The following is a 14,889-nucleotide window of genomic DNA, read 5'->3' on the forward strand; positions in this document are numbered from 1 at the left end:
GTCGCCCCACCCTGTGGCGGGGGCGCGGCACGCCGTACGTCCTCGGTGAGGGGCAGGACGTGCCCGGCCCCATCGTTTCTGAGAAGCTGTCTTCCGTGAGCGCACCAGAGCGGCAGCAAGCCGACGTCGACCTGCTCGACGACAATCCCTACACGCGGGTGACGCGCGCCGATCGGGGACTCTTCGGCTGGCGCGAGCTCGTCGCCACGCGCTGGCGAGCCATGCGCATCCAGTCGGAGTTCATCCGCGGTTTCTCGGCGCTCGCCGAACTCGGCCCGGCCATCAGCGTCTTCGGTTCTGCGCGTGTGGCCACCGACGATCCCGCCTACCAGGTCGGAGTCGACGTGGGTCGCGCCCTCGTCGAGGAGGGCTTCGCCGTCGTCACAGGTGGCGGTCCGGGTGCGATGGAGGCGGCGAACAAGGGGGCGCGGGAGGCGGGCGGTGTCTCCGTCGGGCTCGGCATCGAGCTGCCGTTCGAGACCGGCCTCAACCCGTACGTCACGACCGGCATGAACTTCCGCTACTTCTTCGTGCGCAAGACGGTATTCGTCAAGTACACGCAGGGCGCGGTCGTGCTGCCCGGCGGCGTGGGCACGCTCGACGAGATGTTCGAGGCGCTCACCCTCGTGCAGACACAGAAGGTTAACCACTACCCGATCGTGCTCGTCGGCGCCGACTTCTGGGAGCCTCTGCGCGGCTGGATGCGCGAGACGCTTCTTTCGCGCGGCATGATCGCTGCTGCCGACGTCGAGCGTCTGCGCATCGTCGACAGGGCTGACGAGGCGCTCGCCTTCATCCGTGAAGCGCACGCAGCTGCTCTGGAAGCCGACCCGGAGGACGTCGCAAAGGTTCGCGCCCAGCAGTCGAACGACCAGGAGGCCACCTCATGATGATCTTGCTCATCGTCGTGCTCGTACTCGTCATCGGTGGCGTGGTCGCCGTCGTCGTCGGGCGCGTGGGGGCCGACACCATGAGTTCGCCCACGGAGACGTCGGCATTCGACCTGCCGAAGGGCAAGCTCGGCTCGGCGGGAGTCGATGCCGTGCGCCTCGACCAGTCGCTGCGCGGCTACAACATGGCGCAGGTCGACGCCGTGCTCGACCGGCTCTTCGACGAGATCCACGACCTGGAGGCCCGGTTGGAGCGGAGCGAGCACGACGAACCGCGCGGCGAGAGGGTGCCGGTGTCGCGTTTCGGCGCCGGACGCGTCGAGCCGGAGCGCGCTGACCGCGCCGCGGACGTCGTGCAGTTCCGTCGCCGCCGCGGCGAAGGCGACGATGCTGACGCATGAGCCCGACGGCATCGCGCGATGCGGTTGGGTGACGAGTGCGCCCGACTACCTGCGCTATCACGACAGCGAGTGGGGCCGACGGGTGCGCGGTGAGCGCGAGCTGTTCGAACGCCTCATGCTCGAGGCTTTCCAGTCCGGGCTGTCCTGGCTGACGATCCTTCGCAAGCGCGAGGCGTTCCGGGCGGCCTTTCGTGACTTCGACCCGGACACCGTCGCCGGCTTCGGTGACGCCGATGTCGCACGGCTCATGGGCGATGCCGCCATCGTCCGTAATCGGCGCAAGATCGATGCGACCCTGACGAACGCGCGTGCCGTCGTGCGGCTGCGTGACACGGTTGGCCTCGAACGGCTCGTCGAGGAACACGCGCCCGTCGAACACTCGCGTCCCGGCACGCCGGACGAGGTCGTGGGGTTCTCGAGCGAGTCCACCGCCCTGTCGAAAGCGCTCAAGCGTCACGGCTTCGCGCACGTGGGCCCGACGACCTGCTATTCGCTCTTCCAGGCCTGCGGGTTCGTCAACGACCACGCGGTCGGCTGTGCTGCGGGCGACGAGATCGCGGGGAAGCGAACGACCTAGCCCTTCCGAGAGAGCCGGGGTGGTCAGGGCGTTCCTCGCCACCCCGGCTCGTCACCGTTCGGCGACGTTGCGTCAGCGGCCCTCGAAGGTCGGCTTCTCCTTGGCCAGGAACGAGGTCACGGCGCGGCTGTGGTCCTCGGTGGCACCCGTCGCCATCATGCGCGGCTCCTCGAAGTCGAGCGACTCGTCGAGGGAGTGGGTCGAGGCGAACATGAGCGCTTCGCGCATCGCGGCGTAGGCCGCCGTCGGGCCTGCCGCGAGACGGGCGACGAGAGCATCAACCGTCGCGTCCAACTGGTCGTCGGCCACCACCGTGTTGACGAGGCCCAGCTCAAGGGCGCGATCGGCCTTGATGGGTGTTGCGTCGAAGAGGAGCTCACGGGCGTGCGCAGGGCCGACGAGGCGTTGCAGGGACCAGCTCGCACCCGTGTCACAGCTCAACCCGATGCCGGCGAAGGCCGTGGTGAAAGTGGCTGATTCCACGGCGACGCGGAAGTCGGCCAGCATGGCGATCGATAGGCCGGCCCCAGCGGTGACGCCGTTGAGCCGGGCGACGACCGGCTTCGGCATCCGTGCGATCTCCCGCGCGATCGGGTTGTAGTGCTCGGCAACGGTCGACAGGGTGCTCCCGCTGCCCCCACTGGCGAGTTGTTCGGCGTGTTCGCGTAGATCCTGTCCGACGCAGAAGCCGCGCCCCTCGCCGGTGAGGACGACGACGCGCGCCGACTCGTCGGAGGCGGCTCGACGCAGCGCGTCGAGCAGTTCGACGCGCGCCTCCGTGGTGAGCGAATTCAGTGCCTTGGGGCGGTTCAGGGTGATGGTTGCGACCGAATTCGAGACGTCGTAGAGGACGGGAGCTTCAGAAGTCATGCCCCCAATTCAATCGCATCCACCCCGACGAATGGTGACGCGCGCCACTCCGCGATTTCGTCTGGCCGAAAAAGCGCGTCATACTAGTAGCAACAAGCCCCGTCGCGCACGCGCGACACGGCCCGTCACACCCGGTGGGCCCGTCGGTGATCCCTCGTGGAACACCCGGTGGACGGCGGAGCGCGATCGAGAACGGCACGCGCCCGCGCGTGCACCTGAAAGGGGTCACCCATGGCAGCCATGAAGCCTCGGACCGGCGACGGTCCGCTCGAGGTCACCAAGGAGGGTCGCAGCATCCTGCTGCGTATGCCTCTCGAGGGCGGCGGCCGTCTCGTCGTCGAAATGAACGCTGACGAGGCGAAGGCCCTCGGTGACGCGATCAAGGGCTGCGTCGGCTGACGCACGCTGATCGCGAACCACGAAGAAGGCGCTCACCCCGCGACGGGGCGAGCGCCTTCTTCGTGTGTTCGAGCTGAGTCGTCGGCTGATCAGCGCCTGACGCACACGAGGAGGCCGTCGCCCACAGGCAGCAGCGTCGTCATGAGGTCGTCGTCCTCACGGAGCGTCTTGGCCAGCGCGCGCAGGGTCATCGTCGTCTCGTCGCGTACCGCGGGGTCTGCCACGCGGTCGTGCCACAGCATGTTGTCGAGCACGACCACGCCCCACGGGCGTACGAGGCGCAACGCCTGTTCGACGTAGGCCGGGTACTCGTCCTTCTCCCCGTCGACGAGCACGAGGTCGTACGCGCGATCGGCCAGACGTGGCAGCACCGTGAGCGCACTACCCGAGATGATGCGGGTGCGCTGCGGGGCGTGACCCGCGCGCTGGTAGGCCGCGCGGGCTGCGCGCTGGTGTTCGAGACTCACGTCGATCGTCGTCAGGACCCCGTCGCTCGGCATGCCCTCGAGCAGCCACAGCCCCGAGCAGCCGGCGCCCGTGCCCACCTCGACGACGGTGCGTGCGCCCGTCGTCGCAGCGAGCATGCGAAGGGCCGCTCCCGCGGCGGGGCTCACCGGCGTCGCGCCGAGGTGCTCGCCCTGTTGGCGCGCAGCCTCGATGTGGGCCGGTTCATACGCGAAGTCCTCGGCATACGCCCAGCTGGCCGGTTTGAAGCTCGTCATGACGTTGATTCTATTTGGAAGCAAGTCTCGCCCGCGAACCGTCGGAGCACATCGATCGGCTGCGGAGGGAACGAACGGGTAGCCGTTCGCGTTGAAACCGTCGAAGAGGGGCCTGGGCGACGCTCAGGCCACGCACAGACGGCCCGGTCAGGATGAGTACAGAAACCATGCGGTGTCGACTCGTTCGACCGGGGAGGACATGAGATGAGAAGCCAGGTGCCGGACACGGTCAGCGACCCGGTTCACCCAGTCAACACCCGCTCGCGCGTCGTCGTGCCCGAACGGGCACCCGAAGGCTGGGCTCCGCCGACGTGGGAGGAGATCGTCACCGAGCACAGCCCGCGCGTCTACCGCCTGGCCTACCGCCTCACGGGCAATGTTCACGACGCCGAGGACCTCACGCACGACGTCTTCGTCCGCGTGTTCAACTCCCTGAGCTCCTACCGGCCGGGAACCTTCGAGGGCTGGCTGCACCGCATCACGACGAACCTCTTCCTCGACCGCATGCGTCGAAAGCAGCGCATCCGCTTCGACGCGCTCGCCGACGATGCCGACACGCGCCTGCCCTCCACGGCCCGAGGCCCCGAGCAGGTCGTACTCGACGCCGAGTTCGACGACGACGTGCAGCGCGCGCTCGACGCCCTCGCGCCCGACTTTCGTGCCGCTGTCGTCCTGTGCGACATCGAGGGGCTCTCCTACGAGGAGATCGCGGCCACCCTCGGACTCAAGCTCGGCACCGTGCGCTCCCGCATCCACCGCGGGCGCGCCGCACTGCGTGAATCGCTCGCGCACCGTTCGCCTGCGGCCCGCGAGGAGCGCCGACGCGCCGGAGATGTCGTCGTGCGCGCAGCCACCGACGGGCTCGGAGGGCCCCGCACAGCCCTGGGGATGTCGTGACGCGCCGCTACAGGGAGGGCCACCTCGGAGAGTTCGTCGACGCCTACGTCGACGGCCAACTCGACGAGACGAGCTCCCACCTCGCCGCACGGCACATCATCAGCTGCGAGGGCTGCCGCCAGAGCGTCGAAGCCGAACGTGCCATCGTCCTGCAGGTGCGCCGAGTGCCCCTCGACCCCGGACGTCACGCTCGCCTCGTCGCAGGGCTCGTTGCGCTCGACACACGTGATCCGTCGTACGACACACCTCGTGGCGAGGCCGCCGTGCATTCCCCGGCGAAAGAGGAGCGGGTCCACCTCCTCTCCCCGGACGCCCCCGCGCAGTACAACCGATCTTCCCGACGCCCGGTTCTCGGCATGGTCGCGCTCGCGGCAGCCTGCGGCGCCATCGTCATGAGCAGCGCCGCCCACCCGCGCAGCACGGCACCCGGCGCCCCCACCATGGCGTCCAACGCCCAGACCACCGACCACTTCGACGCGCCCGAGGTGCGCGGCGAAGGGCCACGATCGGTTGCCCGCAGCGCCTGGTCCGTCGTCCTGATTCAGGCGAACGACGAGCGATCAGGCAGAATGGCACCATGATCGAGATCGACTTCGCAGGGGTGACGCGCGCGTGAACATCCCGTTCATCGACATCAACTCCGGCGAGTTCATTCTCATCGTCATCATCGCTCTCGCGCTCATCGGCCCGAAGCGCCTGCCGGAATACATCGCGAAGTTGCGCACCTTCATCCGCACCGCACGCGACATGGCCGAAGGTGCCAAGACCCAACTCAAATCCGAGATGGGCCCCGAATACCAGGACATCGACTGGCGTCAGTACGACCCGCGTCAGTACGACCCGCGCCGCATCGTTCGCGAAGCCCTCTTCGACGACCCCGACGCCGATATCGCCGCCGAAGTCGGCCTCACCGAACGTCGAGCCAACGGCTCCACCGCGGCCGGCGCCGTCGGCCCCGACCACGCTGCGTCCGGCGTCGGCGCCGAAACCCACAGTGCAGGCGTCGGCGGCGAGGACACCCAAGCGATCCCCAGCGCCCCGCGCTCCCACATCTCCGCCGAATACCACCCCGACCGCACCACGCCGTTCGACACCGACGCGACGTAGGCGCTCCCTTGCCCTATCTTACGGTGATCTGACCTCGCAAGCTCGGTCAGATCCCACGGTGCGACAGGCCTTCGGGGCGAGTCGGCTCCCAGCGCGGTCCGGTTGGTCTGCGCTGCTCACCTTTCGCGGCACATCCTCACTCTTCAGCGGGCGACGTGCGTGCTTCCGCTACATGACGAAGCGCCTCGGCTGGACCTTTCGGTCCGGCCGAGGCGCTTCGTGTTCGCTTTACTTGCGGTTCGGGGTGAGGCCCAGGCTGCGGCCCGCCAGGCCGCGCGCACGCGTGCCGAGGCCCTTCGCGATACCGCGCAGCGCCACCGCGGCGGGGGAGTCGGGGTTGCCCACGACGACCGGCGTACCCGCGTCAGCGCCCTCACGCAACGTCGTGTCGAGCGGAATCTGGCCCAACAGCTCGACCTTCGCGCCGATGGCCTGCGTCAGCGAGTCGGCGACCGCCTGGCCGCCACCCGCACCGAAGATCTCCTGACGCGTGCCGTCCGGCAGCTCCAGCCACGACATGTTCTCGATGACGCCGGCCACGCGCTGCTTCGTCTGCAACGCGATCGCGCCGGCGCGCTCCGCGACCTCCGCGGCAGCCTGCTGCGGCGTCGTCACGACGAGGATCTCCGCCGTCGGGATGAGCTGCGCCACCGAGATGGCGATGTCACCCGTGCCGGGCGGCAGGTCGAGCAGGAGGACGTCGAGGTCGCCCCAGAACACGTCCGCGAGGAACTGCTGCAGCGCGCGGTGCAGCATCGGGCCTCGCCACACGACGGGCTGGTTACCGGGCACGAACATGCCGATGGAGATGACCTTCACGCCGTGGCTGTCCGGCGGCAGGATCATGTCGTCAACCTGCGTCGGGCGCTGCTCGACGCCGAGCATGCGCGGCACGGAGAAGCCGTAGATGTCGGCGTCCACGACACCGACCTTGAGGCCCTGCTCCGCCATCGCGGCAGCGAGGTTCGTCGTGACGGACGACTTGCCGACGCCACCCTTGCCGGAGGCGACGGCGTAGACGCGCGTCATCGAACCCGGCTGCGCGAAGGGCACCTCGCGCTCGGCCTGACCGCCACGCAGCTGCTCACGCAGATCCTTGCGCTGCTCGTCGGTCATGACACCGAGCGTCACGTTGACGCCGGTGACGCCCTCGACGCCCATGACGGCCTTCGTGGTGTCTTCGGTGAGCTTCGACTTCAGCGGGCAGCCCGCGATCGTCAGAAGGATCGTGACGGCGACGTGGCCGCTCTCGGAGACGTCGACCGAGTCGACCATGCCCAGTTCGGTGATGGGCTTCTTGATTTCAGGGTCTTCGACCGTCGCGAGGGCAGCGCCGATGGCATCGAGAGTGGGAGTGGACATGCCATCCATCGTACGACCCAGTAGGAAGTGCTCATGCCGGGGCGACGTGGTGTTGCACACGTCCGCCTTGCCGCCCGGAGACGGCGGGAAGGACGCTGATCAGGCGCCGTCCTTGCGCCGCGGCTTGCGCTCGTTCTTCGAACGCTCCGCGCGACCGCCCGCCTCCTCCTCGTCGTCCTCCGGTGAGGCAAGCATGCCGCGCTCCTCCATCTCCTCCAGGAGCGAGCGCAGCTCGGAACGGACGAAGTCACGCGTCGCGGTCTCACGCATCGCGAGACGGAGCGAGGCCACCTCGCGGGTGAGGAACTCGGTGTCGGCGAGGTTGCGCTCGTCGCGTGCCCGGTCCTGTTCGAGACCGACACGGTCACGGTCGTCCTGACGGTTCTGCGCGAGCAGGATGAGCGGCGCCGCGTAGCTGGCCTGCAGCGACAGGATGAGCGTGAGCAGCGTGTAGTTGAGCGCACGAGGGTCGAACTGGGCCGATTCGGGCATGAAGGTGTTCCACGCCAGCCAGATGGCGACGAACAGCGTCATCCAGATGAGGAACGTCGCCGTGCCCATGAAGCGCGCGAACTTCTCGCTCGCGACACCGAAGTTCTCGGAGTCCATCGAGAAGCGCGGCAGCACACTCGCGCGCTTCTCCTGGGGCTGATCGAGGCGCCCCGTGCTCTCGCCGCGTTCGTCGCCGCGCATCTCGCGGCGCGCTTCCTTGAGAGCGTCGCGGCGCATCTCCTCGCGGTTGTCGCGACGTTCGTCCTTGCCGCTACGGCTCATGCGTCCACCCCCGGCAGCTTGCGGTCGTGGTGAAGGTCGTGGCGCTCCTCACGCCAGTCCTCGGGAAGGATGTGGTCGAGCACGTCGTCGACCGTGACGGCGCCGAGCAGGCGCCCGTTGTCGTCGACGACGGGCAGCGAGACGAGGTTGTACTGCGCCAGCGTGCGCGTCACCTCACCGAGAGGAGCCTCGACGTTCAGCGGGTCGATGGTCGAGTCGACGACGTTGCCGACCGACGTGTGCGGCGGCTCGCGCAGCAGACGCTGCGTGTGCACCATCCCGAGGAAGCGTCCCGTGGGCACCTCGAGCGGCGGGCGCGCGATGAAGACGGCCGACGCGAGGGCCGGGTCGAGCTCCTCACGGCGCACGACGGCGAGTGCCTCCGCGATCGTGGCCTCCGGGCCGAGGATGGCGGGCTCGGTGGTCATGAGACCACCGGCGGTGTTCTCGTCGTAGGAGAGGAGGCGTCGCAGCGGCGCGGCGTCCTCGGGCTCCATCCGCTTGAGCAGGTCCTCGGCCGTCTCGGGCGGCAGGTCGCCGAGGAGGTCGGCGGCGTCATCCGGTTCCATGGCCTCAAGGACGTCGGCGGCACGGTCGGTGCCGAGCGCGGCGATGATCTCGACCTGGTCGTCCTCGGGGAGCTCCTCGAGGACATCGGCGAGCTTGCCGTCGTCGAGGGCCGCGGCCACCTCGGCGCGCCGCTTCGGTGTGAGGTCGTGGATGACCTCGGCGAGGTCCTCAACGCGCAGGTCGTCGTACGCCTCGAGGAGTCGCTCGGCCGACTGCTCCTGGTGCTCGCGGTGCAGACCGAAGACGTCGCGGATGTCGTGCAGGCTCGTCTTGCCCGCGCGTCGACGCGCCAGCCGGTTCATGGCCCGCGACGCGCTCGAGGCGCTGCCCGACTCACGCACGAAGACCTTCGTGATGTTCCAGTCGCGGCGCTGGTTCTGCTCCATCGACATGTCCTCGACCGTGCCGACGAACTCCTCGGCTTCGGGGTCGCGCACGGTGACCTGGCGGTCGAAGAGCTCGGCACACACGAGGGTCTCGTTGTGGCGCTGCTCGAAGCGGCGCATGTTGACGAGACCGGTGGTGATGACCTTGCCCGCGTCGATGGAGGTGACACGCGTCAGCGGCAGGAACACGCGGCGACGCTGGACGACCTCGACGACGAGGCCGATGACGCGCGGGCTCGGGTTCTTGCCGAAGACGACGACGACGTCACGAACTCGTCCCACACGGTCTCCGAGCGGATCGAAGACGGTGAGGCCGACGAGGCGGGCGACGAAGACGCGGGTACTCACGGGCTCACCTTAGCCGCGCCGCCGTCGTCACCCGACCCGGCTTCCGGCGAGGCAGGACCGCTTTCGTTCGTCGCCTGTTCGTCGGCGCGTTGCGCGGCACGGTTCGCGCGCTCGGCGGCGGCCTGTGCGGAGCGGGTGGGCCCGGATGCCGGACGCCGGCCGTCATCGGGACGGTCACCGGGCGTCTGCTGCGCCGGGGTGGGTGTGTCGGATGTCGAGCCACTCTCCGCGGCTGGCGGCGGCAGCTTCTGTCCGCGCAGCACGACCGTGGTGAGGTCGGGAACGAGCCGCAGAACCGTGGCCTCCTCACGCCACCGAGCCACGATGTCGCCTCCGGGAGCGTTGAGACGCCCCACCTTGAGAGCGCCCGTGGCGGCTTCCCAATCGTCGTCCTCGGGCGAGACGACGGAGGCCTCCGCGTCGAACGCGACGAGGCGAGCGCGAGACTCCTTGGCCCGAGCGACGACGCTCGTACGCCCCACGTGGACGGGGCTGTACTGCTCACCCGGGCCCGTGACGACGTACGCGACACCATCGACGACCACGTGCCAACACGGTGCAGACCCGGCCGCGGAGGTGAGCCACAGCAACCCCGACTTCGCGAGGGCTTCGGCGACGAGACGGTCGGTGGGTGCACTCATGCACGCAGTATTTCATTGCGATTTCGTTGCAGGTGCTCGCTACACGGCTCCGGCGGCGGAGCCGCATCGGGTTTCTCTGGCATGATGGACGTTGGTTTGGATGGAACGACGTACGAGCACTGCAGGCGCGGTGTCGTCGACGGTTCGACGAACATCGACCTCTTGGGGAACCGGACGCCTCGCAGTTGCGTCATAGGTACGCGGGAGGGAAACCGCAGCGGCCGAGTGGTCGCCCGTTCCACGAGAAGGAGACGTGTCATGGAACACAACGAAATCAGCCGCCGCGGTGTCGTCGCGGGTGCTGCCGCCATGGGCGCACTGGCCGCCGTGGGTACCGGCGTGGCCACCAGCGCCTCCGCAGCCAACCCGGTTCTCAAGGCCGGTAGCCGCGGTTCGTCCGTCACCGCGCTTCAGAAGCGCCTCAACTCGCTCGGCTACTGGTGTGGCACGCCCGACGGTGTCTTCGGTGCGCTGACGGTGCAGGCCGTCCTCGCCATCCAGAAGGTCGCTGGTCTCGGCCGCGACGGGGTCGTGGGTGCCAAGACGTGGGGCGTCGTCAACCGCGGAACCCGCCCGGGCAGCCGTCGCGGTGGGAACCGCATGGAGGTCGACAAGCGTCGCCAGATCGTCATGGTCGTGCGCGGTGGTTCGGTGAAGTACATCTTCAACACCTCCACCGGCAACGGTGAGCTGTTCACCTACTACGGCCGCAAGATCCGCGCGACCACGCCGTCCGGCGAGTTCCGCATCAACCGTCGCGGATCGAACGGCTGGGACTACGGCGCACTCGGTGGCCTGTGGCGCCCGTTCTACTTCAACGGTGGCATCGCCTTCCACGGCTCCGCGTCCATCCCGGCCTACCCGGCCTCGCACGGTTGCTGCCGCCTGTCCGTGTCGGCGCAGAACTTCCTCATCGCGAACCGCCTGCTCTACATCGGCGAGCCGGTCAGCGTCTACTGATCGCGGACGCCCCCACGATCGACGACGGCCCGTCACCTCCTCTCGGAAGTGACGGGCCGTCGCTCGTCCGGGCAGAACGTCAGCGGCTCCAGACGTCCTTGATCCAGGCCTCGACCTCGTCAGGCTCACGGGGAAGGGCCTTCGACAGGTTCTCGTTGCCGTCGGCCGTGATGAGCACGTCGTCCTCGATGCGCACACCGATGCCGCGGAAGCGCTCGGGGGCGAGCTCGTCGTCCGCCTTGAAGTACAGGCCCGGCTCGATCGTGATGATCATGCCCTCGCTGAGTTCGGCGTCCATGTACTCCTCCTTGCGCGCCAGGGCGCAGTCGTGGACGTCGAGGCCGAGGTGGTGGCTCGTACCGTGCACCATCCAGCGACGGTGGTACTGGCCGTTCTCCGGGTCGAGCGTCGCCTCGACGTCGACACCCTCGGGAAGAAGGCCCCACCCGTGCAGGCGCTCGGCGATGACGCGGATGGCCGCAGCGTGGACGTCGGAGAACTTCGCACCGGGTTTCGCGGCTGCGAAACCGGCGTTCTGTGCGTCGAGGACGGCCTGGTAGATCTCGCGCTGGGCAGGGGAGAAGGTTCCCGAGACCGGCAGCGTACGCGTCACGTCGGCGGTGAACAGCGAGTCGACCTCGACTCCGGCATCGATGAGGATGAGGTCGCCGGAGCGGATCTCGCCGGTGTTCTTGATCCAGTGCAGCGTGTTGGCGTGGTCGCCGCTCGCACAGATGGAGTCGTAGCCGACGCCGTTGCCGGCGTGACGCGCGTGGAGTCCGAAGACGCCCTCGACCCAACGCTCACCGCGACCGCGGTGTACCGCTTCCGGAAGGTCAGCGACGACGGCCTCGAAGCCACGTGCCGTGGCGTCGCAGGCCTCGCGCATCTGGCCGACCTCCCACGCGTCCTTCGTCAGGCGCGCGGTGGACAGGAAGCGTGCCAGCTCGGCGTCCTTGGCCTGGACGGCCTCGGTGGCCGCCTCGTCGAGGTGGGAACGCACCTGCTCGATCTGGGCGGTGACGTCGGCGTCGGCGTCGCGCACGACGAGGACGTCGACGGCGCCGGCGTCCTTCGCGACGGCGTCACCGAACTCGTCGAGGTGGCGGGCCGTCACGCCCAGTTCGTTCGACATGTCATCGAGCGTGGGTCGAGCACCCACCCAGAACTCTCCGTAGCGGCTGTCACCGAAGAACTCCTCGGTGTCGCGGCCTGCGAGGGGCTTGAAGAAGATCTGGGCTTCGTGGCCGCCCTCGGGGCGCGGCTCGAGGACGAATACGGCGTCCGGTTCACGATCGGCGCCCAGGCCCGTCACCCAGGCAAAGGCCGAGTGGGGACGGAACTGGTAGTCGCAGTCGTTGCTGCGGACCTTGAGTCCGCCTGCGGGGATGACGAGCCGTGCTTCGGGGAACTCCCGCGAGAGGGCCTCGCGGCGGGCCGGCGTGAAGTCCGCGACGGCCGCACGGGCCGTCGGCGTCGTGTCGCGCGGCGCCCAGCCGGAGGCCACGAACTCGCGGAACTGCGCGCCGCCGGGGCGGCTTCGGTGCTCTGCTTGCTGCTGCTTCTCACTCACACCTCCCATTGTGCCTCTTCGCGCCGACACTGCGCCGGGTGGGCGGCTTGCCGACCCAGGGTGGGTATGCCGCACAATGACGGGTGGCTGATGGTGGATGCGACAAGGTGGTGAAAATGCCCGAGGGCAACATGCGTGGACGGCCCCAACGATCGACGCCGGGCGGTTCGACACGCGTGCGAGGACGAGCTCGATCGGTGCTGCGTCCGAGCGGTCCTCCGACGATGCCCATCGCGGTTCGGGGCGGGAGTGACTACGTCTCGGAGTGGCACACCCGCGCCGTCATCGACTTCTGCCTGCGTCTGGGTGAGGCCATGCTCGTGACCGGGGCCTCCGTCGCCGACACGACAGCTGCCCTGTTGCGGGTCTGCCGCGCCTACGGCCTCTCGAGCGTCCACGTCGACATCACCTACACCTCCGTGACGCTCAGCATGCACCGCGGCGTGCACCGCGACCCCATCACCGTCATGCGCATCGTCAGTTCGATGGGTACGGACTACTCGCGCCTCGAGGCACTCCACTCCCTCGTGCGCGAGATCGGTGCCAGCGGCGGCGAGCCCGTCGACATCGAGGACAACCTCGGTGAGCTCGAACGCATCCTCGAGATGCCGCACTCCTACCGTCGCGGCGTCGTGACGGCAGCGTGGGGTCTCATGGGTGCCGGTGTTGCCATGCTTCTCGGTGGCGGTCTCATGATGATCCTCATCTCCGGTGTCGCCACCGCGCTCATCGACTACGTCCAGGTGCGGTTCGCGCGGATGGGGTTGTCGACCTTCTTCGGACAGGTCATCGGGGCGACCATCGCAGCCGGCATCGCGGTGGCATTGATCGTCATCCGCGATCACACCGGCGGCATCTGGTGGCTCGCACAAGTGCGCCCGAGCATCGTCGTGGCCTCGAGCATCGTGGTGCTGCTGGCCGGTATGTCCGTCGTCACCGCTGCGCAGGACACCCTGGACGGCTTCTACCTCACCGCCGGTGCGCGCACGTACGAGGTCATGCTGCTGACCGGCGGCGTCGTGGCCGGGGTTCTGCTCGTGCTGAGTCTCGCGCGTCGCATCGGGGTGAACCTGTACGTCATTCCCTCGGACGGGTTGGCGCAGAACGTCGTCGTCCAGATCCTCGCCGGAGCGCTGCTCGGCGGTGCCTTCGCCGTCTCGGCCTACTGCGCGCCCCGGGCGGTCCTCGTCTCGATCGTCACGGGTGGGGTCTCGTGGCTCCTCTTTGCCACGTTCAACATCCTGGGGGGCACCTCGCAGCCCGTTGCCTCCGGAATCGCGACCTTCCTCATCGGGTGTGCGGCACCGACGGTGGCGCGGCGACTGCACGTGCCAAGCATCGCAGTGACCGCCGCGAGCATTGTTCCCTTGCTGCCCGGTCTCGCGGTCTACAAGGGCATCATGTACTTCGTCACGGACAACGAGGACAACAACTGGGTCGACTCGTTCCTGCTGGCGATGCTCGTGGGGCTTGCGCTGTCGGTCGGCGTCTCCCTCGGGACGCTGCTCGGCCGTCAGATTTCCGCAGGCGCGGACTCACTCACCTCGAAGGTGTTGCGTCGCACCGTCCAGCAGACCGACTGACGCGCGTCACTTCGACGTCGACGACGCCGTGGGCTTCGTGGACGTGCTGCTCGAGGGTTTCGCCGAGCCGGTTGCCTTGCCGGACGAGGAGGGCGCCTTCGAGGACGAACTCGACGAGGAAGCTGTGCTCGAGGAACTGGAGCTCGGCTTCGGCGGGTTGGACGTCGAGGTGGGAACGGGGGCCGGTGTCGTGCCGCTGGCGGTCGAACCCTTGTCGCCCTTCTTCGTCCACGTCAGGCCAGCGAGGAACGACGTGAGGGTGGCCTCGTCACGCTTCGCGTCGGCCTGGGCACTCGTCAGCGTGATGACGTAGAGGGCTTTGTCGTGCGCCACCATCGTGTAGGTCCGCTGCAGTTCGACGTTCTTCTCCGTCGACTTGGCCGTGAAGGCCACCGACTTCTCACCCCCGACGGTGCGCTCGGGAAGCCGCTCCACGCTCGCGCCGTCCTGGCGAGCCTGCATCATCGCCATCTGGACGGTCTGGTCGAGAGCCGGCGCGGGGGAGATCTTCGAGCGGGTGATCGCGATCGTGGGGGCGACGTTGTGAGCGATGGTGGCCGAGGAGAGGTAGGCGACGGCCTGGGCCTTCTTCGACAGGTTCCATCCGCTGGGCACCACGAAGTTGAAGACCTTGTCGGAACTCACGACGGCGCCGGGGCTCGGCGACGTCACCGGGTTCGGGTTGGGCGCAGCCGTCGTCGGCGACTGGGCACCGTTCGTGAACGTCGACGACGTCGGTGTGACGTCCTTCGGGTCGGCGCCCGAACTACAGGCCGTCAACGAGACGAGGGCTGCAGCGGTGAGGGCGGCGACGACGTGGCGAGGCATG

General features: G+C 68.5%; 17 protein-coding genes. 9 read left to right on the plus strand and 8 right to left on the minus strand.

Going from position 1 to position 14,889, the window contains the following annotated elements:
• Positions 1 to 95 precede the first annotated feature (95 nt).
• From EVU97_RS00285 to EVU97_RS00295, 3 genes are read left to right on the plus strand one after another with little or no spacing between them, the layout of a single operon-like run.
• Positions 96 to 890: a TIGR00730 family Rossman fold protein gene (locus tag EVU97_RS00285; protein ID WP_240730073.1), complete on the plus strand. Its 795-nt coding sequence runs from the start codon at positions 96 to 98 to the stop codon at positions 888 to 890.
• Complete coding sequence (locus EVU97_RS00290) at positions 887 to 1,291, plus strand: DivIVA domain-containing protein (protein ID WP_129662566.1); 405 nt, start codon at positions 887 to 889, stop codon at positions 1,289 to 1,291. Before EVU97_RS00285 ends, EVU97_RS00290 begins: the two co-directional genes overlap by 4 nt.
• Positions 1,278 to 1,868, plus strand: a complete 591-nt coding sequence (locus EVU97_RS00295) for a DNA-3-methyladenine glycosylase I (RefSeq protein ID WP_129662568.1) — start codon at positions 1,278 to 1,280, stop codon at positions 1,866 to 1,868. Before EVU97_RS00290 ends, EVU97_RS00295 begins: the two co-directional genes overlap by 14 nt.
• 72 nt (positions 1,869 to 1,940) lie before the next feature.
• Here the strand turns inward: EVU97_RS00295 and EVU97_RS00300 are convergent, their stop codons facing one another.
• A complete protein-coding gene (locus tag EVU97_RS00300; protein WP_047310308.1) occupies positions 1,941 to 2,738 on the minus strand; it encodes an enoyl-CoA hydratase/isomerase family protein in 798 nt (265 codons plus the stop codon).
• Positions 2,739 to 2,969: 231 nt separating this feature from the next.
• Here EVU97_RS00300 and EVU97_RS00305 point away from each other — a divergent pair, with 231 nt between their 5' ends.
• Complete coding sequence (locus tag EVU97_RS00305) at positions 2,970 to 3,137, plus strand: DUF3117 domain-containing protein (protein ID WP_082128596.1); 168 nt, start codon at positions 2,970 to 2,972, stop codon at positions 3,135 to 3,137.
• A gap of 89 nt (positions 3,138 to 3,226) precedes the next feature.
• On the opposite strand, the gene EVU97_RS00310 is transcribed toward EVU97_RS00305, so the two are convergent.
• A complete protein-coding gene (locus EVU97_RS00310; protein ID WP_047310307.1) occupies positions 3,227 to 3,859 on the minus strand; it encodes an O-methyltransferase in 633 nt (210 codons plus the stop codon).
• 204 nt (positions 3,860 to 4,063) lie between these two features.
• Here EVU97_RS00310 and sigE point away from each other — a divergent pair, with 204 nt between their 5' ends.
• Genes sigE through EVU97_RS00325 form a run of 3 tightly spaced genes read left to right on the plus strand, consistent with a single transcriptional unit; the run spans position 4,064 to position 5,863 of the window.
• The gene (gene sigE / locus EVU97_RS00315; protein ID WP_082128595.1) at positions 4,064 to 4,756 is read left to right on the plus strand and encodes an RNA polymerase sigma factor SigE; all 693 of its coding nucleotides are present in this window, start codon (positions 4,064 to 4,066) and stop codon (positions 4,754 to 4,756) included.
• Entirely contained in the window at positions 4,753 to 5,337 is a 585-nt protein-coding gene (locus tag EVU97_RS00320) for a hypothetical protein (RefSeq protein WP_047310306.1), read from the plus strand. Before sigE ends, EVU97_RS00320 begins: the two co-directional genes overlap by 4 nt.
• A 31-nt stretch (positions 5,338 to 5,368) precedes the next feature.
• A complete protein-coding gene (locus EVU97_RS00325; RefSeq protein WP_240730074.1) occupies positions 5,369 to 5,863 on the plus strand; it encodes a preprotein translocase subunit TatA in 495 nt (164 codons plus the stop codon).
• A gap of 228 nt (positions 5,864 to 6,091) precedes the next feature.
• Here EVU97_RS00325 and EVU97_RS00330 read toward each other — a convergent pair whose 3' ends face one another.
• The 4 genes from EVU97_RS00330 to EVU97_RS00345 form a co-directional block, all read right to left on the minus strand.
• Complete coding sequence (locus EVU97_RS00330; protein ID WP_047310305.1) at positions 6,092 to 7,225, minus strand: Mrp/NBP35 family ATP-binding protein; 1,134 nt, start codon at positions 7,223 to 7,225, stop codon at positions 6,092 to 6,094.
• Between the two features lie 99 nt (positions 7,226 to 7,324).
• Positions 7,325 to 7,999: a DUF1003 domain-containing protein gene (locus tag EVU97_RS00335; protein WP_370448500.1), complete on the minus strand. Its 675-nt coding sequence runs from the start codon at positions 7,997 to 7,999 to the stop codon at positions 7,325 to 7,327.
• Positions 7,996 to 9,303, minus strand: coding sequence for a magnesium transporter MgtE N-terminal domain-containing protein (locus EVU97_RS00340; protein ID WP_047310304.1), 1,308 nt, complete (start codon positions 9,301 to 9,303; stop codon positions 7,996 to 7,998). The genes EVU97_RS00335 and EVU97_RS00340 overlap by 4 nt, the downstream gene beginning before the upstream one ends.
• Complete coding sequence (locus tag EVU97_RS00345; protein ID WP_129662570.1) at positions 9,300 to 9,944, minus strand: hypothetical protein; 645 nt, start codon at positions 9,942 to 9,944, stop codon at positions 9,300 to 9,302. The genes EVU97_RS00340 and EVU97_RS00345 overlap by 4 nt, the downstream gene beginning before the upstream one ends.
• A gap of 258 nt (positions 9,945 to 10,202) precedes the next feature.
• Between EVU97_RS00345 and EVU97_RS00350 the strand changes: the two genes are divergently transcribed.
• Positions 10,203 to 10,904: a L,D-transpeptidase family protein gene (locus tag EVU97_RS00350; RefSeq protein ID WP_165357818.1), complete on the plus strand. Its 702-nt coding sequence runs from the start codon at positions 10,203 to 10,205 to the stop codon at positions 10,902 to 10,904.
• A gap of 79 nt (positions 10,905 to 10,983) precedes the next feature.
• On the opposite strand, the gene EVU97_RS00355 is transcribed toward EVU97_RS00350, so the two are convergent.
• Positions 10,984 to 12,486 carry an aminopeptidase P family protein gene (locus EVU97_RS00355; protein ID WP_370448501.1) on the minus strand — a complete coding sequence of 501 codons (1,503 nt, stop codon included), beginning with the start codon at positions 12,484 to 12,486 and terminating at the stop codon, positions 10,984 to 10,986.
• Positions 12,487 to 12,701: 215 nt separating this feature from the next.
• Here EVU97_RS00355 and EVU97_RS00360 point away from each other — a divergent pair, with 215 nt between their 5' ends.
• Positions 12,702 to 14,060 (plus strand): threonine/serine exporter ThrE family protein, encoded by a 1,359-nt coding sequence (locus EVU97_RS00360; RefSeq protein ID WP_165357819.1) that lies wholly within the window; start codon positions 12,702 to 12,704, stop codon positions 14,058 to 14,060.
• A 6-nt stretch (positions 14,061 to 14,066) separates the two neighbouring features.
• Here EVU97_RS00360 and EVU97_RS00365 read toward each other — a convergent pair whose 3' ends face one another.
• Positions 14,067 to 14,888 (minus strand): hypothetical protein, encoded by an 822-nt coding sequence (locus EVU97_RS00365; RefSeq protein ID WP_129662579.1) that lies wholly within the window; start codon positions 14,886 to 14,888, stop codon positions 14,067 to 14,069.
• Position 14,889 lies beyond the last annotated feature (1 nt).

The sequence above is a fragment of the Dermacoccus sp. 147Ba genome (assembly GCF_004151355.1).
Lineage (GTDB): Bacteria > Actinomycetota > Actinomycetes > Actinomycetales > Dermatophilaceae > Dermacoccus > Dermacoccus abyssi.

Coding starts and splice junctions, on each gene's coding strand:
- EVU97_RS00290 (WP_129662566.1), top strand. CDS start 887: ATGATGATCTTGCTCATCGTCGTGCTCGTACTCGTCATCGGTGGCGTG.
- EVU97_RS00295 (WP_129662568.1), top strand. CDS start 1,278: ATGCTGACGCATGAGCCCGACGGCATCGCGCGATGCGGTTGGGTGACG.
- EVU97_RS00300 (WP_047310308.1), bottom strand. CDS start 2,738: ATGACTTCTGAAGCTCCCGTCCTCTACGACGTCTCGAATTCGGTCGCA.
- EVU97_RS00305 (WP_082128596.1), top strand. CDS start 2,970: ATGGCAGCCATGAAGCCTCGGACCGGCGACGGTCCGCTCGAGGTCACC.
- EVU97_RS00310 (WP_047310307.1), bottom strand. CDS start 3,859: ATGACGAGCTTCAAACCGGCCAGCTGGGCGTATGCCGAGGACTTCGCG.
- sigE (WP_082128595.1), top strand. CDS start 4,064: ATGAGAAGCCAGGTGCCGGACACGGTCAGCGACCCGGTTCACCCAGTC.
- EVU97_RS00330 (WP_047310305.1), bottom strand. CDS start 7,225: ATGTCCACTCCCACTCTCGATGCCATCGGCGCTGCCCTCGCGACGGTC.
- EVU97_RS00335 (WP_370448500.1), bottom strand. CDS start 7,999: ATGAGCCGTAGCGGCAAGGACGAACGTCGCGACAACCGCGAGGAGATG.
- EVU97_RS00345 (WP_129662570.1), bottom strand. CDS start 9,944: ATGAGTGCACCCACCGACCGTCTCGTCGCCGAAGCCCTCGCGAAGTCG.
- EVU97_RS00350 (WP_165357818.1), top strand. CDS start 10,203: ATGGAACACAACGAAATCAGCCGCCGCGGTGTCGTCGCGGGTGCTGCC.
- EVU97_RS00355 (WP_370448501.1), bottom strand. CDS start 12,486: ATGGGAGGTGTGAGTGAGAAGCAGCAGCAAGCAGAGCACCGAAGCCGC.
- EVU97_RS00360 (WP_165357819.1), top strand. CDS start 12,702: ATGCCCATCGCGGTTCGGGGCGGGAGTGACTACGTCTCGGAGTGGCAC.
- EVU97_RS00365 (WP_129662579.1), bottom strand. CDS start 14,888: ATGCCTCGCCACGTCGTCGCCGCCCTCACCGCTGCAGCCCTCGTCTCG.